At 45.3% G+C, this 21857-nt stretch carries 32 protein-coding genes; 7 read left to right on the top strand and 25 right to left on the bottom strand.

From position 1 onward, the window contains the following. Positions 1 to 20 precede the first annotated feature (20 nt). The 19 genes from ABC831_RS23960 to ABC831_RS24040 form a co-directional block, all read right to left on the bottom strand. Entirely contained in the window at positions 21 to 440 is a 420-nt protein-coding gene (locus ABC831_RS23960; RefSeq protein WP_343250624.1) for a hypothetical protein, read from the bottom strand. 20 nt (positions 441 to 460) lie between these two features. Further along, on the bottom strand, positions 461 to 1468 hold the full coding sequence (locus ABC831_RS23965; RefSeq protein ID WP_343250595.1) for a tyrosine-type recombinase/integrase: 1008 nt from the start codon (positions 1466 to 1468) through the stop codon (positions 461 to 463). A 108-nt stretch (positions 1469 to 1576) separates the two neighbouring features. Further along, positions 1577 to 1738 carry a ribbon-helix-helix protein, CopG family gene (locus tag ABC831_RS26575; RefSeq protein ID WP_425524621.1) on the bottom strand — a complete coding sequence of 54 codons (162 nt, stop codon included), beginning with the start codon at positions 1736 to 1738 and terminating at the stop codon, positions 1577 to 1579. Positions 1739 to 1750: 12 nt separating this feature from the next. Next, entirely contained in the window at positions 1751 to 2146 is a 396-nt protein-coding gene (locus ABC831_RS23970; RefSeq protein ID WP_343250596.1) for a beta-sandwich lipoprotein, read from the bottom strand. Between the two features lie 290 nt (positions 2147 to 2436). Continuing rightward, positions 2437 to 2673, bottom strand: a complete 237-nt coding sequence (locus ABC831_RS23975; RefSeq protein ID WP_343250597.1) for a hypothetical protein — start codon at positions 2671 to 2673, stop codon at positions 2437 to 2439. 22 nt (positions 2674 to 2695) lie between these two features. After that, entirely contained in the window at positions 2696 to 2953 is a 258-nt protein-coding gene (locus ABC831_RS23980) for a hypothetical protein (RefSeq protein ID WP_343250598.1), read from the bottom strand. 231 nt (positions 2954 to 3184) lie between these two features. After that, complete coding sequence (locus ABC831_RS23985) at positions 3185 to 3601, bottom strand: hypothetical protein (protein WP_343250599.1); 417 nt, start codon at positions 3599 to 3601, stop codon at positions 3185 to 3187. Between the two features lie 9 nt (positions 3602 to 3610). Further along, positions 3611 to 3856 (bottom strand): hypothetical protein, encoded by a 246-nt coding sequence (locus ABC831_RS23990; RefSeq protein WP_343250600.1) that lies wholly within the window; start codon positions 3854 to 3856, stop codon positions 3611 to 3613. A gap of 1 nt (position 3857) precedes the next feature. Then, a complete protein-coding gene (locus ABC831_RS26580) occupies positions 3858 to 3974 on the bottom strand; it encodes an NrdR family transcriptional regulator (protein WP_425524622.1) in 117 nt (38 codons plus the stop codon). Positions 3975 to 3996: 22 nt separating this feature from the next. Continuing rightward, positions 3997 to 4212 (bottom strand): hypothetical protein, encoded by a 216-nt coding sequence (locus ABC831_RS23995; RefSeq protein WP_343250601.1) that lies wholly within the window; start codon positions 4210 to 4212, stop codon positions 3997 to 3999. Then, a complete protein-coding gene (locus ABC831_RS24000) occupies positions 4209 to 4607 on the bottom strand; it encodes a RusA family crossover junction endodeoxyribonuclease (RefSeq protein ID WP_343250602.1) in 399 nt (132 codons plus the stop codon). The genes ABC831_RS23995 and ABC831_RS24000 overlap by 4 nt, the downstream gene beginning before the upstream one ends. After that, on the bottom strand, positions 4592 to 5140 hold the full coding sequence (locus tag ABC831_RS24005) for an HNH endonuclease (protein ID WP_343250603.1): 549 nt from the start codon (positions 5138 to 5140) through the stop codon (positions 4592 to 4594). The genes ABC831_RS24000 and ABC831_RS24005 overlap by 16 nt, the downstream gene beginning before the upstream one ends. Before the next feature lie 146 nt (positions 5141 to 5286). Next, positions 5287 to 5439 carry a hypothetical protein gene (locus tag ABC831_RS24010; RefSeq protein ID WP_343250604.1) on the bottom strand — a complete coding sequence of 51 codons (153 nt, stop codon included), beginning with the start codon at positions 5437 to 5439 and terminating at the stop codon, positions 5287 to 5289. Positions 5440 to 5456: 17 nt separating this feature from the next. After that, a complete protein-coding gene (locus ABC831_RS24015; RefSeq protein ID WP_343250605.1) occupies positions 5457 to 7667 on the bottom strand; it encodes an AAA family ATPase in 2211 nt (736 codons plus the stop codon). Continuing rightward, complete coding sequence (locus ABC831_RS24020; protein ID WP_343250606.1) at positions 7648 to 7989, bottom strand: AAA family ATPase; 342 nt, start codon at positions 7987 to 7989, stop codon at positions 7648 to 7650. Before ABC831_RS24020 ends, ABC831_RS24015 begins: the two co-directional genes overlap by 20 nt. 9 nt (positions 7990 to 7998) lie before the next feature. Next, entirely contained in the window at positions 7999 to 8625 is a 627-nt protein-coding gene (locus ABC831_RS24025) for a hypothetical protein (protein WP_343250607.1), read from the bottom strand. 281 nt (positions 8626 to 8906) lie between these two features. Continuing rightward, entirely contained in the window at positions 8907 to 9221 is a 315-nt protein-coding gene (locus tag ABC831_RS24030) for a hypothetical protein (RefSeq protein ID WP_343250608.1), read from the bottom strand. After that, entirely contained in the window at positions 9218 to 9529 is a 312-nt protein-coding gene (locus ABC831_RS24035) for a hypothetical protein (RefSeq protein ID WP_343250609.1), read from the bottom strand. The genes ABC831_RS24030 and ABC831_RS24035 overlap by 4 nt, the downstream gene beginning before the upstream one ends. A gap of 24 nt (positions 9530 to 9553) precedes the next feature. Continuing rightward, positions 9554 to 9739 (bottom strand): helix-turn-helix domain-containing protein, encoded by a 186-nt coding sequence (locus ABC831_RS24040; RefSeq protein ID WP_343250610.1) that lies wholly within the window; start codon positions 9737 to 9739, stop codon positions 9554 to 9556. 215 nt (positions 9740 to 9954) lie between these two features. Here ABC831_RS24040 and ABC831_RS24045 point away from each other — a divergent pair, with 215 nt between their 5' ends. The 4 genes from ABC831_RS24045 (at position 9955) to ABC831_RS24060 (ending at position 12654) form a co-directional block, all read left to right on the top strand. Continuing rightward, positions 9955 to 10491, top strand: coding sequence for a helix-turn-helix domain-containing protein (locus ABC831_RS24045; RefSeq protein WP_343250611.1), 537 nt, complete (start codon positions 9955 to 9957; stop codon positions 10489 to 10491). 59 nt (positions 10492 to 10550) lie between these two features. Then, positions 10551 to 11003 carry an ImmA/IrrE family metallo-endopeptidase gene (locus ABC831_RS24050; protein WP_343250612.1) on the top strand — a complete coding sequence of 151 codons (453 nt, stop codon included), beginning with the start codon at positions 10551 to 10553 and terminating at the stop codon, positions 11001 to 11003. A gap of 35 nt (positions 11004 to 11038) precedes the next feature. Continuing rightward, positions 11039 to 11413 (top strand): PH domain-containing protein, encoded by a 375-nt coding sequence (locus ABC831_RS24055; RefSeq protein ID WP_343250613.1) that lies wholly within the window; start codon positions 11039 to 11041, stop codon positions 11411 to 11413. A 155-nt stretch (positions 11414 to 11568) separates the two neighbouring features. Then, entirely contained in the window at positions 11569 to 12654 is a 1086-nt protein-coding gene (locus ABC831_RS24060; protein WP_343250614.1) for a tyrosine-type recombinase/integrase, read from the top strand. A gap of 191 nt (positions 12655 to 12845) precedes the next feature. Here ABC831_RS24060 and ABC831_RS24065 read toward each other — a convergent pair whose 3' ends face one another. Next, entirely contained in the window at positions 12846 to 14297 is a 1452-nt protein-coding gene (locus ABC831_RS24065) for a phospholipase D-like domain-containing protein (RefSeq protein WP_343250615.1), read from the bottom strand. A 49-nt stretch (positions 14298 to 14346) separates the two neighbouring features. Continuing rightward, entirely contained in the window at positions 14347 to 15102 is a 756-nt protein-coding gene (locus ABC831_RS24070) for an exodeoxyribonuclease III (protein ID WP_343250616.1), read from the bottom strand. A 1060-nt stretch (positions 15103 to 16162) separates the two neighbouring features. Between ABC831_RS24070 and ABC831_RS24075 the strand changes: the two genes are divergently transcribed. From ABC831_RS24075 to ABC831_RS24085, 3 genes are read left to right on the top strand one after another with little or no spacing between them, the layout of a single operon-like run. Further along, on the top strand, positions 16163 to 17263 hold the full coding sequence (locus ABC831_RS24075) for an ABC transporter substrate-binding protein (RefSeq protein ID WP_343250617.1): 1101 nt from the start codon (positions 16163 to 16165) through the stop codon (positions 17261 to 17263). Next, the gene (locus tag ABC831_RS24080; RefSeq protein WP_343250618.1) at positions 17238 to 18056 is read left to right on the top strand and encodes an ABC transporter permease; all 819 of its coding nucleotides are present in this window, start codon (positions 17238 to 17240) and stop codon (positions 18054 to 18056) included. The genes ABC831_RS24075 and ABC831_RS24080 overlap by 26 nt, the downstream gene beginning before the upstream one ends. A 50-nt stretch (positions 18057 to 18106) precedes the next feature. After that, entirely contained in the window at positions 18107 to 18691 is a 585-nt protein-coding gene (locus tag ABC831_RS24085; protein WP_343250619.1) for an ATP-binding cassette domain-containing protein, read from the top strand. A 13-nt stretch (positions 18692 to 18704) separates the two neighbouring features. Here ABC831_RS24085 and ABC831_RS24090 read toward each other — a convergent pair whose 3' ends face one another. The 4 genes from ABC831_RS24090 to ABC831_RS24105 form a co-directional block, all read right to left on the bottom strand. Next, positions 18705 to 19760: a DUF4097 family beta strand repeat-containing protein gene (locus ABC831_RS24090; RefSeq protein WP_343250620.1), complete on the bottom strand. Its 1056-nt coding sequence runs from the start codon at positions 19758 to 19760 to the stop codon at positions 18705 to 18707. Continuing rightward, positions 19744 to 20343, bottom strand: coding sequence for a DUF1700 domain-containing protein (locus ABC831_RS24095; protein WP_343250621.1), 600 nt, complete (start codon positions 20341 to 20343; stop codon positions 19744 to 19746). The genes ABC831_RS24090 and ABC831_RS24095 overlap by 17 nt, the downstream gene beginning before the upstream one ends. Further along, entirely contained in the window at positions 20309 to 20656 is a 348-nt protein-coding gene (locus ABC831_RS24100; protein ID WP_343250622.1) for a PadR family transcriptional regulator, read from the bottom strand. Before ABC831_RS24100 ends, ABC831_RS24095 begins: the two co-directional genes overlap by 35 nt. Positions 20657 to 20973: 317 nt before the next feature. Next, positions 20974 to 21495: a GNAT family N-acetyltransferase gene (locus ABC831_RS24105; protein WP_343250623.1), complete on the bottom strand. Its 522-nt coding sequence runs from the start codon at positions 21493 to 21495 to the stop codon at positions 20974 to 20976. Positions 21496 to 21857: the final 362 nt, after the last annotated feature.

Consider the following 21857-nt stretch of genomic DNA (forward strand, 5'->3'; position numbering starts at 1 on the left):
TCTGATATCTCTATTATCTATTATACGGTTGCGTTTGTTGCGTGCGTTGCGATTTTCAAACTACTGTCAATACGCCTCGATACATTGCTTTTATCCAGGTGAATCCGGTTCCCGATCTTCTGCAGCTCCATGCCATCTACATACCGCATACGGATGATTCGTCTGGTCAAACTGTCCTGAATACTATCGATGAATTGTTCAATCTCAACGCATTCCTTTTCGGCCTTTTCTTTCAATTCCGTATAACGCCTTTCTCGGATCTTATACGTCTCCCAGTCAAAACCCACAACAGATTGTGGCCTGGGGTATCCTGTCCGGTAATCGTTGATCACGTCGTTCCCGATCAGGCTGTCGCCCTCCCCTAAATGATCCAGCTTATATTTTATTTCCTTAATTTCTGCTTTAAGACTACGGTACTGTTCAAGCCGTTCCTTAGTCATTTTCAAACAATCCCTTCTTTCTACGCTGCTTTGTTAAATGCATACTGAATATCTGCTTCTTCGATCGTCAAATAGCATTCTTCGGTTACTTTTGTGGAAGAATGGCCTAATATCTCTTTGATATATTCAATGCTGCAACCATTCCGGTGCAAGGAAGTAGCCATCGTCTTCCTGAAAATATGTACTGTACAATTTTTCTTAATTTCTGCACGATTACCCAAATCCTTTGTAATCTCTTCTGCTTTGGAAACACTTAGTCTTCGAAGTCCACGCTTGCCATTTACTACAAACAACGCTGTCAGGTTATCATCCCTAGTTTTCAAATAGTCGATAAGGTGTATTTTGGCTTTCGGTGTAAGGAATACCTTTCTGTATTTTTTTCTCTTTCCCAATATGGTCATTTGATTTCGATCCCAGTCTATATCCGTGATATCAACAGATACCAATTCACTGACCCTAAGCCCTGTGGAAAGTAAAAAATCGATTAAGGCTTTTTCAAACGGTGTCTTACATGCATCACGGATCTTTTCTTTTTCATCTTCATTTAGGTATATTTTTCTTTTTGGATCTGGTTTTATATTTCTGATACACTTCACTGGATTAAAAGCTGCGTATCCATTATTGCAGGCCCAGCTATAAAAACTTGAAATATATAACCGGATATTGGACAGTGTGGTATTAGATATATTATGGGTTCGTTTATACATAATCAGATAATCCTTCATATCCACAGCAGATACTTGCCGGTAGTCTTTATTTACTGATTCAAGCATTTTGTAGGTTGCCCGGACATATTGCTTAATACTTTTTACATCCAGATTTTCAAGCGTTTTGTCAGTGATAAACCGGCGAAGAATCATTTCATTCTGGTCTAGCTCCGTTGACACCGCGGTACATTCCTCTTCAAGCTTAATCCCATGCAATGATGTAATCAGCACATTTTCCAGTCTTTGCAGCATTTCAGACCCCAGCACACAGGACATATCGCATAGTACATTCTTAATAACATCTTCTTTCGTATTTCTCATTTGTATTCCCTCCTTGTAACCTGCAGGCATTGGCGGCGCCTGTTTTTCGAATGTCAGTTCGACTCGATGTTCTTTTTTTGGGCTGCAGCTTAACCGCAGCCCTTTAATTTATTGCTTAAACAAATATTGATTCAGTGCTTGCCGTATCACCCACGACATTGACTTTTTCATTAATTCGCAATACTCTATCAGCCGTTCTCGTTGCTCCGGCTCCATACTGATATTCTGCTTTACATACAACTGATCTTCACTCTTTGATTTTCTCGGCATAATTCCTCCTGATTAATCGATAGTTTCCACTTCGACCGGTATCCACATCTTCGGATTATAATTCAGCGTATAACGGTACTTAGAAACATTGTTAATATCTAAATCCTCCACTACATATGTAACATTATCGCTTAGCCCCACAAAATGTTTTTTATAGGTCCCGTCCTCGTTTTCCACTATAACCTCAAGCTGATTGTCTGCCCTGTCTGCCGTAATAGACATTTTGCCGGTCATTTGAAACAGCACATCGCCTTCCAGGCAATTAATCACCGTAAGCTGCCTTACGACATTAAAATTATCCGCTTCAAGTGATAAGTTATGAGAAACTTTTTGCGCTTCGGTTTGACATGCTATAAGCGTAAATACCATTCCAATGATTACAAATGCTACTAATATTTTCTTCCTCATTTCAATTTTACCTTCTTTCTTCTGTTATGCTACGAATTCATGAATTGCCCAAAATGGAAGTGTAACTACCCATAATATCGCAAATATTGCTTGTATAATGGAACCGGCTACGATCTCAAGTATGCATAACAAGATGATTTTTAGATATCGCCTTGTTAAGTTATGATGTTTTAGATAATGACAACAAAATTGCAAGTCATTCAGCGGATTTATAAAGATTTGATTAAACCAATTTCCCTTTGTTATTATAGATTTACGGCACCGACCACAGGTGCTTTCCCTTTCCCTTATCATTTATCCAATCCTTCCTTTGGTGGAGTGCTGTCTCCATATTCAGCAAGGAACAGCCTCTCACGATTCAATCGATATAATTCGGCAGCATATAAAGTAAGCGACGCATACAGATTCAAGAGTTCTTCTCTTTCATCCGTAATGCACATACGATTTTTACAGCCTTCCAGCATATTTGTATTGCTTCGTATTTCTTTAATTTTATCTGCATAACGCTGAGTTCCTTTATTGTTCATAAAATCTCCTTTTCCTTAAATTTCAGTTTTCCCAATCAAGCGCCTGCCCACAGTCATGGCAATAATTATGCTTCTGTTTTATTGTTCTCCGACTTCCACACGCAGGACAGAAATAATAATATTTATTTACTACAGGTTTTCTGGGCATATTATTTATATCCGGTTGCATATCAATCAGTTGTATAATGACATTGGCTTTAGATGCTGCTTCCACTGTTCCGGTCTGGATAGCAACCGCCGCAACTTCCTCTTTAAATGCATCTGCGTCAATCAGTTTCATAACTTTTTCCTTCCTCCGGTCACCCGGAAATCCTAATTTTGTGAATTATCATAATCGTTAATGCGCATATACTCTCCCAGACACTCAAGTGCTCCACCGTTACAACTACAATATTCACAATTCTTTGTCTTTCCATGCTCATTCATATCATCACATTCCTTGCAATCTGCTTCCATCTGTTTAGAGAAATCGATTCTTAAAAACATTCCCACACGTTTAACCTCCGAATCCTTAATCCAAATCAAGTGTAAGTTGCTCATATTCCCCGCGGATTCCGTTCCAGGTGTCTACAAAGCAATCAAAATGGTATCCATGTAATCCATCGGACCATCCAAAATAGCAAGGTGACATGCGGCCGACCGAAAGCTCCAATAGTTCCGTTGGGATATTCTTTATAATCACTCCTTTTCCCCTAAGCTGCGATATTTGGTAATGATTAATGGTTTGCCGGATATACAGCGTGTTCATTTCCGCATCGCTATAAACATCACCACATTTTGACCCATAAATCAATGTTTCTGATATTGCTGGCCTTACATCCTGGCCGATACAATACCTCATAATGTATTTTGTTGTCTCTCGGCTCCTGATTGTAACTTCAATTCTTCCCACGTTACAATCAGCTTCCAAAACCTCACGGATCGTCATTCTGCACCCCTAATTCGCTTTAAAGATACAGATCCGCGCACCTTTAATTTTAATCGTTACCGGAATCTCTTCTCTCCGGATTGTGGTGTACAGTGATTGCTTCCGTTTTTTCGCGATCTCATGGTTTGCATAGGAGAGGCACATATTTTCGTGGTCCGATTTCAGGAACTTCAAAATCTTATAGTATTCCTCCGATCTCCTTCTCTCCTTTTTTACCGGTTCATCGATAAAATTCACATCGTATGTTACTTTCATTTCAATCATCCTCCTGATCTTTGATCACAATTATTTTTTCAAGTGTGTAATACTGATACCCGCAAGGGCAGACCCTCCTGCGCCTGACCGTATTCCCGATATATTCCCGAGAATCCATTACCAGTGTTTTTTGACCACATTTAGGACAGCGCATTTCCCTCACCTATCCTTTTCAGTTCTGACAGGACCGCCACCATCAGATCCCGGAAGAACTTTGACTTATGTTTTTCGTCCATCTTCTGCGCGGCCGCTGTCGCTCGTTCCCAGAACTCTTCCGATCCGTCCGGCTGGCTGTACAGCCGGAAGAACTTCCAGGAATCCACAATCATATCCTGATATCTCTGCAGCTCGTTCATAGCGGATCGATCCTGATGTATATCCCGGGGATCTCCGCCCAGAACTTTTCTATCACCTCTGACGCCACCAGCGCGTCATCCTGCCAATATTTCAGCTTAGTCATGACATCCTTAAGCATCTTCTGTAAATTGTCTGTATCGGGCTTTGAGGCCCTATATTCGCCGTCTAAATGATTCCCGCGGGGGAAGCACCATTTTGTAATCAGTCTGACCGCTCCCGTGTACGGTGCACTCTGCATATACTTAGACAGGTGTGCTTCCAGCTTCGCCCTGGCCATAGCCAATTCCTGCGGTTCGTAGAATACCGGCTTCCCGTTTACAACCCGGACCTTCTTTTCCTGATGTGTACATGTCGGCGGAACCATTGGCATAAAAAATTCTATACTCTTTCCCATTTGTACCCTCCTGCCTGGAAATTTTCTTGTTTACATGCACGGGTAATGTTTTGCCTACGAATACCTGTGCGCCGCTCTGCCTCATTAATGCTCGGATATCTTTGAATGACCTTGCGGGATCTATCCATTTGCAAAACAGCTTTACTGGATTTTCTACCGTTTTTCGCTCCAACACTGGATGCGGCTTGCCGGCGCTTCTCTGATACCCTATTCAGTCCCAAGCGATATGCATGTTTCGCATTCTCCGAAAAACTGACCCATTCCAGATTTTCGGATCGCGGATTGGCCTTATTGCCATCGATATGATTTACCACCGGGAGATTGTCAGGATTTTGAATAAATGCTTCTGCTACCAGCCTATGCACCTTAACGCTTTTAGTTTTGTTCTGATGGATTAGGCGGACTACCAGGTAGCCGTCTTTTTTCACAGGTGTCAGCACTTTACCTGTTTTACCATTTTTGACTGTACCATCCCGCCGGACCAAATACTTATCCCCATAGCCGGGAATCGGATACCATTCAGAATTTTTCATCGTATCACTTCCAATCGCATATTTTATTACATTAACACGTTAATATTTCAAAATTATTTTTTTGTCAGGTGACAGGGGAAGGAGTCGTCGTGCGTAAGCTGTCGCACGACTACTTTCCCCCCTGACTGTCAGGGAAGGGAAACTCCCTATATATTACGTAGTAATATATGTTTTTTTCTTCCCTCGGGAAAAATACGCAAATCATGTTTTCTTCCCTCATATTTACCACAGTGAAAATAACGTCTTTTTCCTTCAATTTCACTAAGGAAAATAACATATTTTATGTTTTCTTCTTCCATTGTGAAATAGTGAAATTTCATGTTTTTTTCCTTACTTTCCCATCCTCAACGATGAACCCTCCATGCTCCTTCAAACGATTTCGAACTGTTTTTTCAGACACGGCCATGTATTCTGCCAAGTCTTGAACAGTTACATTTTCACTAATACCACAAGCATTAAAAGCGGTTTCTATAGAAGTTTTTCGCTCTTTCTTTTTCACATCCGGAGACTTTCGTTTATCTATTGCCCGTTGCCACGGTGCTTTTTCGCTGTCCGGTTGCACATCCTTCAAGATCCCAATCTTATCTATCCTGTGTATAGGATAATCGAACCATAGATCTATCGGTTGAAACTTCGGAAACTCCCGCAGCGTGCCGTCGATCCGCCAGCCGGTGATCGCCTGCGCTCTCTTCTTCGCTGCCTCTGCAATGGCTTTCAGCGTCGTCATTTGCTCTGCAGAGAGCTTATTTTCGCAGTAGTTCAACATCTGTACACTACTGCACAAATCGTCCTGTGACACGCCATCTTCCCAATCTTCGAAAGCTTCATTAAGAGCTGATACACATGCATCACATACGGCCTTGTTTTCTTCGTTTTTCAGGATCGCATCCGTCAAGTCCAACTCGATCAGGTCAAGTAGTGCGTCCGGATCCCGGGCGAATACTCCTGATCCACTGGCACGATCCATGGAACGCTTTCCGCCCTGGCTGCCCTTCGAATGATGGTGGCAGTAGATTACCGACGTTCCCAGCTCTGTGCAGATTTTGTCAAACTGATTACAGAAGTTCGCCATCTGGTCCGCGCTGTTTTCGTCTCCGGTGATGACCTTGTAGATCGGGTCTATCACAATGGCAATATAATCCTTTTTTGCTGCCCGGCGGATCAGCTTCGGTGCCAGTTTATCCATGGGCACCGACTTCCCACGCAGGTTCCAGATATCGATGTTCTGCAGGTGATCCGGCGGCCACCCAAGGGCTGTGTATACGTCCTTAAATCGATGTAGGCAGCTCGCCCGATCCAGTTCCAGGTTCACGTACATCACCTTTCCACGCGCACACGGCCATCCAAGCCAGTTCCTACCTTCTGCGATTGCAATACACAGCTCGATCAGTGCAAAAGACTTACCCGCTTTTGACGGGCCGGCGATCAGCATTTTATGTCCCTGACGCAGTATGCCATCGATCAGCGCCGGTGCCAGATCAGGAAGATTATCCCAGACGCTTTCCAGCGGTTCAGGGTCCGGAAGATCGTCATTCACGCTCTCAATCCATTCATACCATTCTGCCCAATTTGCTTTGCCGATGTTGGTATCAACAATAAATTGCTTCTTTCCATTCCTGGTCGCTCCCGGCATCCGGGATAATCTGGACGGGTTTCGGTTTTGCGTATCCAGCTTCATGCCATTTTTCTGGCAGATCTTATACAGGTAGTCCACTCGTTTTCGATACTCTTCATAATTGGTAGCGTCGACCCTTACGATGGCATGAAGACTCTTTTTCCCGGAGTGTACCAGACAAGCTACCGGCAATTCCAGTTCCCGGATTATTGCATTTTGTTTATCGATGTCCATGTTGTCCGATTCAACCAATGCATACCGGAATTCTGTCACATTGTCATTTTTGCAATCTTTTCCATCCAGCGGATTAAATCGGATCCATGCCCCTGCCTGCGGGTTATAATCTCCCAGTACAGCGCCAATATCACCGTTACAACGGTTGAGTTCTTCGATGAGCTGCCCGGCCGTACGGTCCCAGTTCCCTTTCTGTGGCAGCCAACGAGTACCCTTTTCGTCTGTCTTTTCCCAGCTCCCAGTGACATATCCAACGTTTTCGCCTGCTTCAAAAAGCGTTTCCAGATATTTGATCAATTGCGCTGCAGGATCCCACCGATCAGGTTCCTGGACCTCCTGTGCCTCAATCCAGTTTTTATCAATGATCACAAAGTCATCACCGATTGTCGAATCCCAATCGAGTTCATGTCCTGAATCTCGCGCCGGCGACCACCCTTGTTCCATTGCCATCTGGACAACAGTTCCCGCCGTAACCGGACCAACGGATCCACGGAAGCTGTCCCATTTCCGGAAGCATTCGCCTGCATGATATCTTTTGGCGTCCCGGCGGCTCCACGCGTCCCAATCGGCTGCCGTATATCCTTCATGTTTCAGGGCCATTCCGACATTGACCCATTCCTGGTAGTCCAGGGCGGAAGGATCTATATGATTAAGAATTTCAAGTATTTCTGTCTGCATAACTATTCTCCTTTATATTCTGCTGGCCACCCTTCCGGCCGTCTGGATCGAGCACTTTAAGGTCGCTGTTCTTGCCCTTCCGTTCGACCACAAGGCCGTTATTCATGACAAGATGGAGTGTAGGCGGAATCACTGATCCTTCCCGTTGGGCCTGTGACGGGCGATATTTATCGCCTCCCAGTGCCCAGGCGATCGCATCCAGAACGGAAGTCTTACCCTGGTTATTCCTGCCGCCGATCACAGTCAGGCCGTTCTGTGTTGGCTCTATCTTGACAGCCTTAACACGCTTCACATTTTCGATTTCCAACTTATTGATCTTCATTCCGGACATTTAGTCGCACCGTCCCTTCTGTGGCAATCGGATAATAAAAATTTGATTTTTATTTCGCTTTATATCTAAAACACCTTTAAGATTGTATCTGCTCCGATAAGAGTAAAGGCTATTTGCTTTTTTCCTTGCTTCCTCATATGAGTCATACTCAAAGCACATATTTTCTGCTTTAGGTTCATTCGCAAGAAACGCTTCTATTGCTATGGTTTCTTCACTCTTAGGTGCTCGAGGTATTTCAGGAACTTTTACGTTATAATATATATTCAAAGAACAATCCTCCTTTAGATAATCTAAATTTTTGTAAGTTATAGATTCGGCGTACGTTAAATCTTCTGTTCCAGGAATTACTTCGTCCAGGCTGATTGTTGAAATCCTGCGCTTTTGTTTTTCATATTCGTTTCCGATTGCTGAACGCATTGCATAATAGGCTATAGTCCGGAACTTATATTGCTGTAGCCGAGGTATTGTAAGATACTGTTTGACCGCCAGCAGAAACCGGAAGATCACAACGTCGTACCATTCGTCAACCGGAAGCCTTCGGATCCGCAGGTAGTTTTCAACCATGTAATGGTTTTTTGTGGCGAATTCCTGTTCCTCGGGAGTCAGCGGGGTATATTCTGTTCTCAAAATATTCCCCCGCTTCCTATTGAGAAAAACCGACTTTAAGGTTATAATGAGGTTGCATGGGGTGATTCCTTGTGCGTTGAACTTCTGGACCTCTTCGGGCGGCCACCCATGGGGTCCTTTTAATTTTTGCACACCAGGATTCTTGTAACTTCTTCCGGTACCCGTCCTTCGTTCGAACTACAACACAAGCGTGCCGGCACGGATTGATATACTTCTCGACGATAATACCGGTTCCCCGCTGACCTTTCAGATCAGCTTCCCATGTTACCCAATCACCAACTTTAAGCATCTATTCTCCCTCCTTTTCTAATGCTTTTGATTTCCTCTTCGACTTTCCGTAATGCTTCACGGGCCGCCATTAGCTGTTTTTCCTTCACCTCCATAAGTTCCGCCCTGGGAAGCATATCCATGATGATCGCCATCCCGTAGTTGGCGTAAAAACTTGCGATCTGTTCCTTGCCATCTACATCGCTGATAGAAGGATGATACTGATATACCTTTTCAATCGCTTCGAATTCCTTATTTGTTATTGATGGTGCAGTTTCTCCCGGAAGTAAAATTTTAGCAACTTCTCCTTCAAATTCTCTTATTGTCATTCCGATTCTCCTTTAATTTGATCTGGCTGATAGATATACCCTGTTTCCTCATAAAATTTCTTTGGTGAAATGTAATACTGCCAGTTACCGGCGTCGTCCTGATAGGCCCAGCCGATCCCTGATTTTCCCTTCTGCAGAGCAATCCGGACGGCCTGCTGATTCTTTCCCATGATCTTCGCTGCAATATAGACCGGTATATTTCTTCCGCTGAACTCTGGCGGCTTGATCTGGTTCATGATCATCCTGGCGGCCGCTGCTACGATCTCATCCTTTAACAACGGGTTTGATAGAATCTCTTCCATGTCCATAGGCATTCCTCCTTTTTTAGAACATTAATTTAAAAAATCATCAATGGAACACTGTAAGAAATCAGCTACCTTTTTTAGATTTCGAACCGTTGGACTAACTATATTCCATTTACAAATGCTCCCGGTCGATAGCTTTGCTTCCTTTTCGATCATGTTAATTGATACACCTTTCTTTTTCGCCATTTCTGAAATTCTTGTATAGATCTCCAATTTTTACCTCCTTCCTCTGAATTTGCATCAATACTTATTGACTTGATTCTGAAAATATTCTATAATAGTAATTAGCAAAACAACTCAATATAAGTATTCCTCATCCTTTCGTGTATATTTGCTTTATTTTCAGAACCTAAATCATATTATACGCGTTTTATTCAGGATGTCAATACATTTTTGCTATTTTTTCAGAAATATAGGGAGAAAAAATTATGGAATTAAAAGAACGCATTAAGCAATTATGTAATTTACAGCATATTTCAATGAATAAGTTAGAGGACACACTCGGATTTGGAAAAGGTTATATCAGTAAATTGAATAATAGTAATCCAAATATATCAAAAATTCAAAAAATCGCTGATTACTTTGGTGTTACTGTAGATTACTTACTGGGTAATGAAACGATTGATCCAGACAAATGGGACGAAGAGGCCGCACAATTCGAAGACAAAATTAGCGCATTCTATTATCAGTTGCGCGGCTTAGGTTGGAATTATGAATCGGAAGGAGATATGTATATTCTTTCAAACAATTCCGTATCTTTTAAAATCACAGATAATGAGTTTGGTAGTTTTGTAGATTATATGGAAGAAACCTGTAAGAAGCGTTTACAAAGGCTATACGAAAAATCAGGTATGAATCTGTTTCAAACTGATCAAGTGCTTAATGCCGCACATGAAAGAACTGATATCAAAGTGACTGATGAAATGCGGCGACATGATGAATACTTAATAAACGGTGACGATTAAAAAAATAGTGGAATTCGAACGAATGTTCTGATATAATGGATGCACAAGGGGGTGCAACTATGGGATACAAAGAACTTATTGAAGAAGCCGAGCAATACGGAATTATTACAAAAGAGAAACCCCTCCGTGCTTATGATGGAAGGATCAAGGGAAACAGAATTTATATCAGACAAAATATGACTACAGTACAAAAAGCCTGCGTTCTGGCCGAAGAACTTGGACACTATCACACAACCCAGGGTGATATAATCGATCAGACGGTTTCCGGGAATCGAAAACAGGAATCCCGTGCCCGGCTCTATGCCTATCGAAAAATGGTTACAGTAGACAAGCTTATCTCTGCCAAACGTGCCGGCTGTCGTAATCGGTTTGAAATAGCGGATCATATCGGTACCACAGAAGAAATGCTGCAGGCGGCCGTTAACCGGTATAAAGAGATCTACGGTACATATCTTTGTCGTGATGGATTCTTGATCCGTTTTGATCCGCTTAATATTTATGAGATAGTATAAAAATCCCAAAAGGGATATAAAAGGAGGATGTACATATGATAGATTTTCAAAACGGAAGCGTCTTTAAATTGAAACAATGTGATCCCAAAGCTGTAATTAATGATGTTGGCCCCCTGCTTATTCAGGGCGAACAAGTTATGAGTGTTTTTAAGGGGGTAAGAGATTATGTGGCTTTTACCACCAAAAGAGTCATTGCCGTAAATGTACAAGGCGTGACAGGAAAGAAGAAAGACTTTACTTCTCTTCCATATTCTAAAATTCAAGCATACTCTGTTGAAACTGCAGGTGTTTTAGACATGGATAGTGAATTGGAAATGTATTTTAGTGGCCTTGGAAAAGTAAAGTTTGAATTCACAGGACAGAGTAATATTGTCCAAATTGGACAGGTTATTTCTTCTTTGATTCTATAAACTCACACAAAAACGGCCCCTGCGCCAACAGGAACCGTCTTTGATACTATTCCAGGCGAACCGGGAACAATATCGTCCTCAAACGTTATTATACCATCACCCGATACGCCTTGGCAATAGGCGTATTTTTTATACTCAAAAATGAGGTGATGACAATGAAAAAAGAAAACATTCCCACCGGCGGCCCCCGCCTGACTAAAGAGAAACCGAAAGCTAAACGCCACCTGCGGCTGCCCAACGGGTATGGATCGATCGTAACTCTTTCCCAACCTGAACGGCGTCGTAATCCGTTTATGGTTCGCCCGCCGGTAACCCGCTGGAAAGACAATGGGCATCCCATCTATGATCCCCCGATCGGATACTATCCAACGTGGATGGAAGCCTTTGAAGCCCTTGTAGAGTGGCATAAAAAGCCATATGATACCAATGACCGCAATATGACATTTGAAGAGGTTTACAGGCTTTTTTTTGCTTATAAATACGAGGATCCACAGAAGCCCTACTCGAAAAGTTCTATTGATTGCGCAAAAGCTGGGTTTAAAAACAGCGCTACATTACATAAAAAAGCTTTCTACGATCTTAAGGCTGATGATCTGCAGGCCGTCATTGATAACTGTCCTCTGAAACATGCAAGCCTGGAACATATCAAAAATCTTTTCAGGCAGATGTATGAATATGCTATGCGTTATGATCTTGCATCTAAAAACTGGGCAGAATTCGTTGAGATCAAAACGCCAGACGATGACGAATCCGGTATTCCATTTACCCAGGAAGAAATGAATGTACTATGGGCGAATCTGGCCGTCCCCTGGGTGGATACGATCCTGATCCTTTGCTACAGTGGATTTCGCCTCGAGGGCATGAGAACTGTGCAAATCAATCTTGAAGAGGGATATTTCAAAGGTGGAGTTAAAACGAAAGCCGGAAAAGGTAGGATTGTACCGATCCATAGTCGAATTGTTCCGCTCGTTGAAAAGAGGGTCGCTGAATATGGTACGATCATCCATGTAGCACAAGAGACATACAGAAAATATTTTTACGAGATAATGAAGACATTGCAATTTGATCATACACCGCATGATTGTCGAACCACATTTGCTACTATGGGGAACCGTGCTGGAATGCCCAAACCTATGCTTAAAAGGCTTATGGGACACACTTTGGCACAAGATATTACCGAGGCAAAATATATTTCTCCCAGCCTCGATGATTTGCGCGAAGCAATAGAAATGATTGATTAGTTCGTGTCTTTAGTATGTTACTAGTAATGACATTCAGCAGGGGAAAATAGACATTTCATGAGATAATTCTATTTTTTTCGATCTATTTTCCCCTTATTTTATCAGCATAAATAGACATTTTCTGTTAGTCCAGGTTTAAAATTCCCTTAAGATTATGTAAAAATTTGGCATTTATCTGCATTTTTCGCAGTTTATATTAAATAACGGATCAATTGGAACAGATAAGGGGTAAACCGAAACAGCACCGCCTTCTTCTCCGGCGCCTGCACCACAGGCACGTCCGGATTTTCAGCGTAGGTTCCATCCGGATTCACCGCCAGGCTCTGCGCGTGCATAGCCATTATCTTTGCCTCCAGCTGATCCTGGAATTCCTCCCCGTCGATCACCAGCATGGTTTCCGTATCGATATAGGTACTGCGCATATCCAGATTATAGGACCCGATCAGGGAAATATCCTCATCGATCAGCATAGATTTTCCGTGGGAGGAATGATCGCCCTGGAATTCATAGATCTGCACGCCTGTTTCTATCACTTTCTTCTTCTGGAAGAGATAATCAGAACCCGCCATCAGATTATCCCCCACTGCCGGGTTATTGATCTGCATGTCAAACCGCTTTAGACGCTCTCCCACCGCTGTCATACCCGCATACATATCCCTGCTGAATGCCACATAGGGTGTCTGCACATAGGCCCTCTCCTTTGCCTGCAGCATCAGCTGCTGCAGCTGATACCAGACGTAGGGCTGTTTGGAAAAGATATGGGTTGGATTGTGAATCAGCGTGATCTTGTTGGTCGGCAGGGTAAAGCTCTCATAATCCGGATCACCGGCAAACAGCTCAGGCCGTTTCTGCTGAAGCTCCTGATAATGGGTGTGCAGACGTTCTTCCTCCGCTCTAACCTCATCGGCTCTTCGTCCCGGCACACGGTCATATTCCGTCTTGCATACACCCAGATCCCAGACCCCGTCAAAATACTCTCTGGTCTGGGAAATGACACTGTCCGCCTCCTCCCCGCCATTCTTTGTATGATAGACCAGCACATCTCTGTCATAACTTAAATTTTTATCCGTATAACTGCCCAGGAAATAATCAAACGTATTTCTGCCGCCCGCTAACAGCAGCTTATCGTCCACAATGATCAGTTTATCATGGAGTCTGCCGTTAATTGTCCAGGGCATCAGAAGATTAGGTTTATTATAAAACCGGATCTCCAGATTCGGGTGGCTGCCGGCCGCGTAGAACAACGGCAGCTTTTTCATATGAATCATGCCGTACAGGCCGTCTACCAGCACCTTTACTTTCACCCCGCGGTCTGCCGCGTCCAGAAGCGCGGAAAAGATATCATCACAGCTGCCGCCCGGACGAATGTCAAATGTCGATAGAGAGACTGACTCTTTTGCCTCATTTATCATCAGTAATCTGGCATCCAGTGCCTCTTCGCTGGTCTCCACGACTACAGCCCGGTCCGTCCCCGGCACATCCTGACCATAAAATCGTGAGATATCCAGTTCCTTTTGCGCATCCTCCTTCACTTTCGGATGAAACAGAAAAGGTACCAGAGCTCCTGCCGCCACATACAAAACTACAATTACTATAATCCACTTAATCACTTTTCCCGCCCGCTTTTTCTTATTAGTCTCCATAATGTTCCTCTTCATACTCTGTCAGTCCGGGCCCGGCCCTCCCGCGCCCTTATATATCCAGGTCTAATTCAATCGGGCAATGGTCCGATCCGAATATGTCCGTATGTATATCCGCCCCCTGCAGCCGATCCTCAAGACCCTGAGATACACAAAAATAGTCGATCCGCCATCCCGCGTTCTTCTCCCTTGCCTTAAAGCGATAGGACCACCAGGAATAAACCCCCTGCGTATCCGGGTAGAAATACCTCCAGGTATCGATAAATCCCGCCTGCAAAAGTCTGGTGAATTTCTCCCTCTCTTCATCGGTAAAACCGGCATTCTTATGATTCGTCTTCGGATTCTTCAGGTCAATCTCCTGGTGGGCCACATTCATATCCCCGCACACCACTACCGGCTTTGACTCCTCCAGCTTTTCCAGATAACCAAGGAAATCATCCTCCCACTGCATCCGGTAGGCAAGCCTTGCCAGACCGTCCTGGGAATTCGGTGTATAGACGGTAACCATATAAAACCCATCAAATTCCAGGGTTATGACCCGCCCTTCCTGATCATGCTCCTCCATCCCTATGCCATAGCTCACATTCAAAGGCTCCTTCTTAGTAAATATGGCAGTTCCGGAATACCCCTTTTTCACAGCATAATTCCAATATTGACAATACCCGGGCAGTTCCAGATCGATCTGTCCCTCCTGTACCTTGCTTTCCTGAATACAAAAAATATCCGCATCCGCTTCCCCGAAAAAATCCAGAAACCCCTTCTGCACACAAGCCCGAATCCCATTCACATTCCAGGAAATCAGTTTCATTCCATCATCACCTCTCGTCATTTAGATGTAACTATCATAATACAATCCACCAAAAATGTAAATTATTTGAATCCGTTCCCGGGAAGTTATTGTTAATGGATGACGGGGGATGAGATAAGGTCCGGGCTGATCGGGAAGGGGCGGGGGCCTGGTATACGGGCGGCAAATCTCGCGGGGCCAAATCACTTCGGCCGGACCTAAGAACGGCTAACTCCGAAGGCGGGAGAACCTCTTATTGGCAGGGCCCGGAACAAACTCGCCAAAGGACGGCTCGGACAGTGTTCCAGGCCCTGCGAGGTTCTCCCACCATCTGCGTAAGCCGTTCTAAGGCCCGGTCTCAAGTGATTTGGCCCCGCGAGATTTGCCGCCCGTATACCAGGCCCCCGCCCCTTCCCGATCAGCCCTGCTTTATTATAAGCCTTTTATCATGTTCCGATTGACTGTCTGGTTTCTTTCACGATCGGTTTATGATTTATATTTATATATGGTATATCTGCTCCGGGGCGCTTGAGCATCCTTCAGGCTTTGGTGTAAGTTAAACAGTCAAGTTCGTTCAGACCATGATATTTCTTCATTGGTTAAGTTTAACCTTTAGTAACTTCGATTTTTATAGAGCTGTCAGCTTCCGTACAACCATGCATAACTCCATAGCATATGACATTCCCTGTCCTGTCAGAACATGGAAATAAGCCTATTATTAGTGTAGGGGTGAGAGGGAAAGGACGTGCCCGGGCGGCTCCTGGCGGCAAATCTCGCGGGGCCAAATCACTTGAGGCCGGACCTTAGAACGGCTTACGCAGAAGGCAGGAGAACCTCGCAGGGCCCGGAACACTGTCCGAGCGCCCTTTGCGAGTTTGTTCCGGGCCCTGCCAATAAGAGGTTCTCCTGCCTTCGGAGTTAGCCGTTCTTAGGTCCGGCCGAAGTGATTTGGCCCCGCGAGATTTGCCGCCAGGAGCCGCCCGGGCACGTCCTTTCCCTCTCACCCCGGCCCCTAAATATCAGTCTGCTTGACTTTTCTAAAACATGCTGTTAAATTAGGTGGGAAAGAAGGGATAAGATTATGAAAAAATTATTAGTGGTTATGGTTACTCTTTGTATGACTGCCGGTTTGCTCGCTGGGTGCGGATCGGAAGGTAACGGCAGCAGTAATCCGGCCGCTTCGGCCGCGCCTGCGGCGAAGCCGGAAGAAAGTGCTGTTCCGGCGGCTGAGACTCCGGGACAGGCGGAAAGTTCACAGGCTCCGGCGGGAACGGACGATGAGACCGTGATTCATGTCGGTGCTTTAAAAGGACCTACTTCGATGGGCATGGTAAAACTGATGGCGGATTCAGACGCGGGAACTACCGCTGCCAGGTATGAATTTTCGATTCATGGCGCTGTGGATGAGATGACTCCGAAGATTGTACAAGGAGATTTTGATATCGCTGCTGTGCCTGCGAATCTGGCCAGCGTGCTGTATAATAATACAAAAGGACAGATCAGTGTGCTGGCTGTTAATACGCTGGGTGTCCTCTATATCGTGGAGAATGGCGAGACCGTTCAGTCAGTGGCGGATCTGAAGGGGAAGACCCTGTACGCCAGCGGGAAGGGCGCCACTCCGGAATATGCTCTTAATTATATTCTGAAGTCGAATGGACTGGACCCCGCTAAGGATCTGACGATCGAATATAAATCAGAACATACGGAATGTGTGGCGGCACTGGCTGCTGATCCCTCCGGTGTTGCTATGCTTCCCCAGCCGTTTGTGACGACTGCGCAGGTAAAGAATCCGGATATCCGGGTGGCACTGGATCTGTCCAGGGAATGGGACAAGGCCCAGGAGGGTCAGGAGGTCAAAAGTTCTCTGGTCACCGGAGTTGTTGTAGCCCGAAACGATTTTATCGAGGCGCATCCGGATTTGGTTCCTACTTTTATGGATGAGTATCAGGCTTCGATAGAATATGTGAATGATCATGTGGAGGACGCTGCCAAGCTGGTAGGTTCTTATGATATTGTTCCTGAGGAAGTGGCCGTGAAAGCGCTTCCGGCTTGTAATATCGTATTTATGGAAGGTACTGAAATGAAAGATGCCTTAAGCGGATATCTGTCCGTACTCATGGAGCAGAATCCGAAGGCGGTCGGAGGGGCGTTACCGGATGAAACGTTCTACTATAGCAGATAAACGAAAAGCTGGTAAGGGATTCACGAACCGAAGGGCAAAGGCAGGAAAGGCAGATGCCGGATTTCGCGTCTGGGCAGTCGCATTTTGGCTCATTGTCTGGCAGCTGACAAGTATGGCTCTGGGACAGGAGATTCTTTTGGTTTCTCCTGTCTCGGTTCTTTTGCGTCTTGGAGAGCTTGTCAGGACTCTGCCGTTCTGGCATGCGGTATTTTTTTCCTTTGTGCGGAATGTCGGGGGTTTTCTGCTGGCGATACTGGCCGGAGTGCTTTTTGCCGCCCTCTCTTTTTGCTTTTCCTGGTTCCGGGAGCTTTTGCATCCGGTGATGGCGGTGGTAAAGGCCACCCCCGTGGCTTCCTTTATTATTCTCTGCCTGGTCTGGATTCCTTCCAGGGGATTGTCGGTATTTATCTCTTTCCTGATGGTACTTCCCATCATTTATACCAATGTGCTGGAAGGGATTCATCATACCGACCGGCAGCTGCTGGAGATGGCGAAGGTCTTCCGGATACGGGGCATACGCAGAATGCGTTACATATATTTTTCACAGGTCATGCCTCATTTTCGCTCCGCCTGCGGAGTTTCCCTGGGGCTTTGCTGGAAGTCCGGGATCGCGGCTGAGGTGATCGGTATGCCGGATGGCTCGATCGGCGACATGCTGTATCAGGCGAAGATCTATCTCGATACGCCGGATCTCTTTGCCTGGACGTTTGTCATTATTCTGGTCAGCGTATTGTTTGGAAAAGTATTCATGAAACTGCTGGACCTGACGATCCGCGCGGTTGAGACGAGATAATGCGGAAGAGATACCTATATGTGCAAAAAGATGCACACACGGAGGAAAATATGGAGATCAGGATGAAAAATATCACAAAATCATATGGTGATTTGACGGTGCTGCGCCATTTTACCCATACGTTCCGGAAAGGGGAGACTACCTGCATCATGGGACCTTCCGGCTGCGGGAAGACGACTCTGCTTCGCCTTTTGATGGGGCTTGAGTCCCCGGATGAAGGAGAGATTCTGGGCCTGTCGGGTCTTAGGATGGCCGCCGTCTTTCAGGAATACCGTCTGTGTGAAAATCTGAACGCCGTCTCCAATGTCCGGATGGTTTGCAGCCATACTTTTCCAAAAGAGCGGATTATCCACGCGCTTACCGAAGTGGGGATTACCGACAGCCTGTATAAACCGGTGCGCGATTACAGCGGGGGAATGAAACGCCGGGTAGCGATCGTCCGCGCCGTCCTTTCAGATCCTGACATCTGCTTTCTGGACGAGCCCTTTGAAGGTTTGGACGAAGCCACCCGGTCTGTCGTTGGTTCCTGGTTATATCATCAACTGTCCGGCAAGACGGTTCTGATGGTCAGCCACGATGAGGAGGATGCCCTTCGAATGGACGCATCGGTCTTCCGTCTTGACCAGGACATTTGATTTCTGTATGCATTCAATCTTCCTGTGTATTGATCACGATTTTCCCGTCAGAAGAGTCCACTCTGATCACACGGTCTGCTTTATTCCGGAGTCTTAATTCTTCATCTCTGTGGTAACCGTTCAGGTTCACGGAACCGTACTCCGAGCGCAGATCATAGTCGTAATCATCCTCCGCTCCCAGCATATTCAGTTCCACATCTCCATATGAGCTTTCAACTTTCAGATCCTGAATATCCGCCTCGTCTAATCTACAGTCTCCGTCGGATTGATATACTGTCCAGATATTACCGCTGATACTCTTCCCTTTTATTCTGCCGTAGGAATTATTGATATCGGTATTATCCGCTTTGATCTGCTCCATAGAAAGCTTGCCGTCACTTATTTCCGCAGTCAGATTCTGAACATCCACCTGGCTGATGCTGGTATCTCCATAGGCGTTATAGATATTCAGCGTTTCCGCGGTACAATTTGTCACTTCGATCTTGCCGTCAGCAGAATTCAGTTCCACCTGTTTCCCCTGCACATCGCTCACTTTCATATCTCCGTAAGAGATATCCGCGCTGAGCCAGTCTGTTTTTACGGAACCGTCCCAGACGAATTCACCGTCGCTTCCAACGATCTCCACATTTTTCAGATAGACATCCTTTGGCACATACAATTTCAGATAATCGTTCCCCTTCGGATCATATACATTTCCAATCGGGCCGTAAGAGAAAAAGCTGTATACGGGCCCTGCTTTCTCCTGGATTTCCCGGAAGGTAAGCGTTCCATTCTCCACCTTGTAGGCCGGTCCCTTTTCGTCACCGGTCAGGGAATACTCCAGATAATACCCGTCCGAAGGCACCACCTGGATATCGCCGTAATTTACGGTCAGTTTCACATTTTCAAAGGCATCGATTCTGGTCTTTTCCAGCGTATGATTCACGGAAGTGGTTCCGTTTATAATTCCATTGGGTCCAATCGCAAAAGAAGGACTACCGCCCAGCACGTAACCGACACCCAAGAAACCGCCGCCTACGACCACCAGGCATGTGGCCACGATTAATATAATTTTACTGAATTTCTTCATGATTCTTCTTCCCCCTTGTCAGCATTCTGCGGAACAGACGCGCAATTCCGGCAAATAATAATTTTCCAAGATAGAAACTACCATATAGGATAAAGATTCCAACGCCCGCAGCCGCCAGTCCACTGCCAATCACGGACAAACCATCTGCGAATGTATGGAACAGCAGGTAACCGCCTGCAGCCAGGGACAGCAGCCCTCCCGCACCCAGGCATATTCCGGCGAATATAAAAGAGGCCACAAACACAAACACCACAAAAACCAAACAAAAAATCACCACTGCAAACGCTAAGGCGAGTGGCAGCCCGATGGGTGCCGCAAACACGCCCAATATCACAATCCAGATAGCGGAAAAGCCATGCTTCACCGACTTCTCCGGCTCTTCCATCTTCTTGATCGCCAGATCCCGTATAATCTGATTGGCAATATCGATGGGGTTTCCCAACTCTTCCATCACCGCCTGCTCATTTTCAGGGCCGGCCTCCTCAAAATATTCCTCATAATACCGAAGTGCCTGTTCGCGGTCCGCGCGGGGCAGTCTTCTGAGCTCCTTATTCAATATTCGCAGATATTCCTGTCTGTTCATCGCTTTCCCCTCCTCGTAATATTCTTTCCACATCTATGCGGAACTCGATCCATTCCTTCAAATAATACCTTTTCATATCCAGGCCGTGATCAGTAATACGGTAATACCTCCTGTTTCTTCCCTGAAACGGCTGATCATAGACTTCCAGATATCCTGCCTCCTGCAGCCTCTTCAGCACCGGATAAAGCGTCGATTCCTTCAGATTCACCACAGTCTTGATCTCCTGTGAGATCTGATAACCATAGGCATCCCCTTTCGACACAATGGCCAGTACAAAAGCATCCAACAAAGCTGATCCCAACTGATACACCATATCAATTCCTCCTTTCCTATATATTAAATATTTTATATATGTTTTATTTTTCTATATTATATATCATATAATATACATAGTCAATATATATATTAAATTTTTTTATATGCTTTTGAATAATTTTTTTCTTCTCTCTCACCCACGAGACGAAACTCCTGCGGCGGGCCGCATAAGCGGCATCTTCCTTTCCGCCGCAGTGTGATCCCCGCGGAGCTTTATTAATTCATAGGAGCATTTTCAAATGAAATAAAATAACCGCAGGTGAAAATCACATTTCCCGTGATTCTCATCTGCGGCATATCAGACCAAATGCGGATCTACCGGCGGGATATCCCCTTCCCATCGGACCCCAGCCCCTTAAGCACATCCCCCGTCAACCGATATACGGTCCACTCATCCATAGGCACCGCCCCCAGCGATTTATAAAACCCGATACTGGGCGTATTCCAGTTCAGACACGACCACTCCATACGGCCGCATCCTTCTTCCACCGCGATACGGGTCAGCCGGGTCAGCAGCGCTTTGCCCATTCCGCTGCCACGCATCGAAGGTTTTACATACAGATCCTCCAGATAGATTCCCGCTCTGCCCAGGAAAGTAGAAAAATTATAGAAATACAGCGCCATACCGACGATTTCTCCCTCTGCCTCTCCCAGCAGTACATGTGCTTTCTCCTTGTCAAAGATCCACTCCTCCAGAAGTTCGGGAGTCGCCACCACATCGTCCGACATCTTTTCATATTCCGCCAGCTCTTTGATCAGCTCCAGAACGACCGGGATATCATCACGTCCGGCTTTGCGAATCCGAAATCCTTCTATCTGTGTCTCATAATATTCCATTTTATCCTCCACAGGTGTATATTTACTGCATCCTTTCTATCAGAGTACAGCATCCCTTATCCTTATCCATCATAAATAAGGGGGGACGTTTTGTCCACCCCTTTCTTTTATTTCATAGGAAATCAGTTAGGATAGGAATGTAAGAACAGCAGAATGGATCACCTATGTATGCAGATCTGATAGCTTCATAACGGAAAAATAAGTCACCAACAATACTACGAAATCTGTCAGCCTTACGGAATATGTAAAAAAGCCTATTGTAAAGCAGGGAAGGGAGGGAGGCGGTCCGGCCTTTGGAACCGGGCGGCGAATCCCGTGGGGCCAAATCACTTGAGGCCGGGCCTTAGAATGGCTTACGCAGA

This window comes from Diplocloster hominis, assembly GCF_032380655.1.
GTDB classification, from domain to species: domain Bacteria; phylum Bacillota; class Clostridia; order Lachnospirales; family Lachnospiraceae; genus Diplocloster; species Diplocloster hominis.

What these genes read in the sequence shown, in the direction of transcription:
- ABC831_RS23960 (WP_343250624.1), bottom strand. Translation starts at nt 440, where the DNA reads ATGACTAAGGAACGGCTTGAACAGTACCGTAGTCTTAAAGCAGAAATT.
- ABC831_RS23965 (WP_343250595.1), bottom strand. Translation starts at nt 1,468, where the DNA reads ATGAGAAATACGAAAGAAGATGTTATTAAGAATGTACTATGCGATATG.
- ABC831_RS26575 (WP_425524621.1), bottom strand. Translation starts at nt 1,738, where the DNA reads ATGCCGAGAAAATCAAAGAGTGAAGATCAGTTGTATGTAAAGCAGAAT.
- ABC831_RS23970 (WP_343250596.1), bottom strand. Translation starts at nt 2,146, where the DNA reads ATGAGGAAGAAAATATTAGTAGCATTTGTAATCATTGGAATGGTATTT.
- ABC831_RS23975 (WP_343250597.1), bottom strand. Translation starts at nt 2,673, where the DNA reads ATGAACAATAAAGGAACTCAGCGTTATGCAGATAAAATTAAAGAAATA.
- ABC831_RS23980 (WP_343250598.1), bottom strand. Translation starts at nt 2,953, where the DNA reads ATGAAACTGATTGACGCAGATGCATTTAAAGAGGAAGTTGCGGCGGTT.
- ABC831_RS23985 (WP_343250599.1), bottom strand. Translation starts at nt 3,601, where the DNA reads ATGACGATCCGTGAGGTTTTGGAAGCTGATTGTAACGTGGGAAGAATT.
- ABC831_RS23990 (WP_343250600.1), bottom strand. Translation starts at nt 3,856, where the DNA reads ATGAAAGTAACATACGATGTGAATTTTATCGATGAACCGGTAAAAAAG.
- ABC831_RS26580 (WP_425524622.1), bottom strand. Translation starts at nt 3,974, where the DNA reads ATGGATTCTCGGGAATATATCGGGAATACGGTCAGGCGCAGGAGGGTC.
- ABC831_RS23995 (WP_343250601.1), bottom strand. Translation starts at nt 4,212, where the DNA reads ATGAACGAGCTGCAGAGATATCAGGATATGATTGTGGATTCCTGGAAG.
- ABC831_RS24000 (WP_343250602.1), bottom strand. Translation starts at nt 4,607, where the DNA reads ATGGGAAAGAGTATAGAATTTTTTATGCCAATGGTTCCGCCGACATGT.
- ABC831_RS24005 (WP_343250603.1), bottom strand. Translation starts at nt 5,140, where the DNA reads ATGAAAAATTCTGAATGGTATCCGATTCCCGGCTATGGGGATAAGTAT.
- ABC831_RS24010 (WP_343250604.1), bottom strand. Translation starts at nt 5,439, where the DNA reads ATGGAAGAAGAAAACATAAAATATGTTATTTTCCTTAGTGAAATTGAA.
- ABC831_RS24015 (WP_343250605.1), bottom strand. Translation starts at nt 7,667, where the DNA reads ATGCAGACAGAAATACTTGAAATTCTTAATCATATAGATCCTTCCGCC.
- ABC831_RS24020 (WP_343250606.1), bottom strand. Translation starts at nt 7,989, where the DNA reads ATGAAGATCAATAAGTTGGAAATCGAAAATGTGAAGCGTGTTAAGGCT.
- ABC831_RS24030 (WP_343250608.1), bottom strand. Translation starts at nt 9,221, where the DNA reads ATGACAATAAGAGAATTTGAAGGAGAAGTTGCTAAAATTTTACTTCCG.
- ABC831_RS24035 (WP_343250609.1), bottom strand. Translation starts at nt 9,529, where the DNA reads ATGGACATGGAAGAGATTCTATCAAACCCGTTGTTAAAGGATGAGATC.
- ABC831_RS24045 (WP_343250611.1), top strand. Translation starts at nt 9,955, where the DNA reads ATGGAATTAAAAGAACGCATTAAGCAATTATGTAATTTACAGCATATT.
- ABC831_RS24050 (WP_343250612.1), top strand. Translation starts at nt 10,551, where the DNA reads ATGGGATACAAAGAACTTATTGAAGAAGCCGAGCAATACGGAATTATT.
- ABC831_RS24055 (WP_343250613.1), top strand. Translation starts at nt 11,039, where the DNA reads ATGATAGATTTTCAAAACGGAAGCGTCTTTAAATTGAAACAATGTGAT.
- ABC831_RS24060 (WP_343250614.1), top strand. Translation starts at nt 11,569, where the DNA reads ATGAAAAAAGAAAACATTCCCACCGGCGGCCCCCGCCTGACTAAAGAG.
- ABC831_RS24065 (WP_343250615.1), bottom strand. Translation starts at nt 14,297, where the DNA reads ATGGAGACTAATAAGAAAAAGCGGGCGGGAAAAGTGATTAAGTGGATT.
- ABC831_RS24070 (WP_343250616.1), bottom strand. Translation starts at nt 15,102, where the DNA reads ATGAAACTGATTTCCTGGAATGTGAATGGGATTCGGGCTTGTGTGCAG.
- ABC831_RS24075 (WP_343250617.1), top strand. Translation starts at nt 16,163, where the DNA reads ATGAAAAAATTATTAGTGGTTATGGTTACTCTTTGTATGACTGCCGGT.
- ABC831_RS24080 (WP_343250618.1), top strand. Translation starts at nt 17,238, where the DNA reads ATGAAACGTTCTACTATAGCAGATAAACGAAAAGCTGGTAAGGGATTC.
- ABC831_RS24085 (WP_343250619.1), top strand. Translation starts at nt 18,107, where the DNA reads ATGGAGATCAGGATGAAAAATATCACAAAATCATATGGTGATTTGACG.
- ABC831_RS24090 (WP_343250620.1), bottom strand. Translation starts at nt 19,760, where the DNA reads ATGAAGAAATTCAGTAAAATTATATTAATCGTGGCCACATGCCTGGTG.
- ABC831_RS24095 (WP_343250621.1), bottom strand. Translation starts at nt 20,343, where the DNA reads ATGAACAGACAGGAATATCTGCGAATATTGAATAAGGAGCTCAGAAGA.
- ABC831_RS24100 (WP_343250622.1), bottom strand. Translation starts at nt 20,656, where the DNA reads ATGGTGTATCAGTTGGGATCAGCTTTGTTGGATGCTTTTGTACTGGCC.
- ABC831_RS24105 (WP_343250623.1), bottom strand. Translation starts at nt 21,495, where the DNA reads ATGGAATATTATGAGACACAGATAGAAGGATTTCGGATTCGCAAAGCC.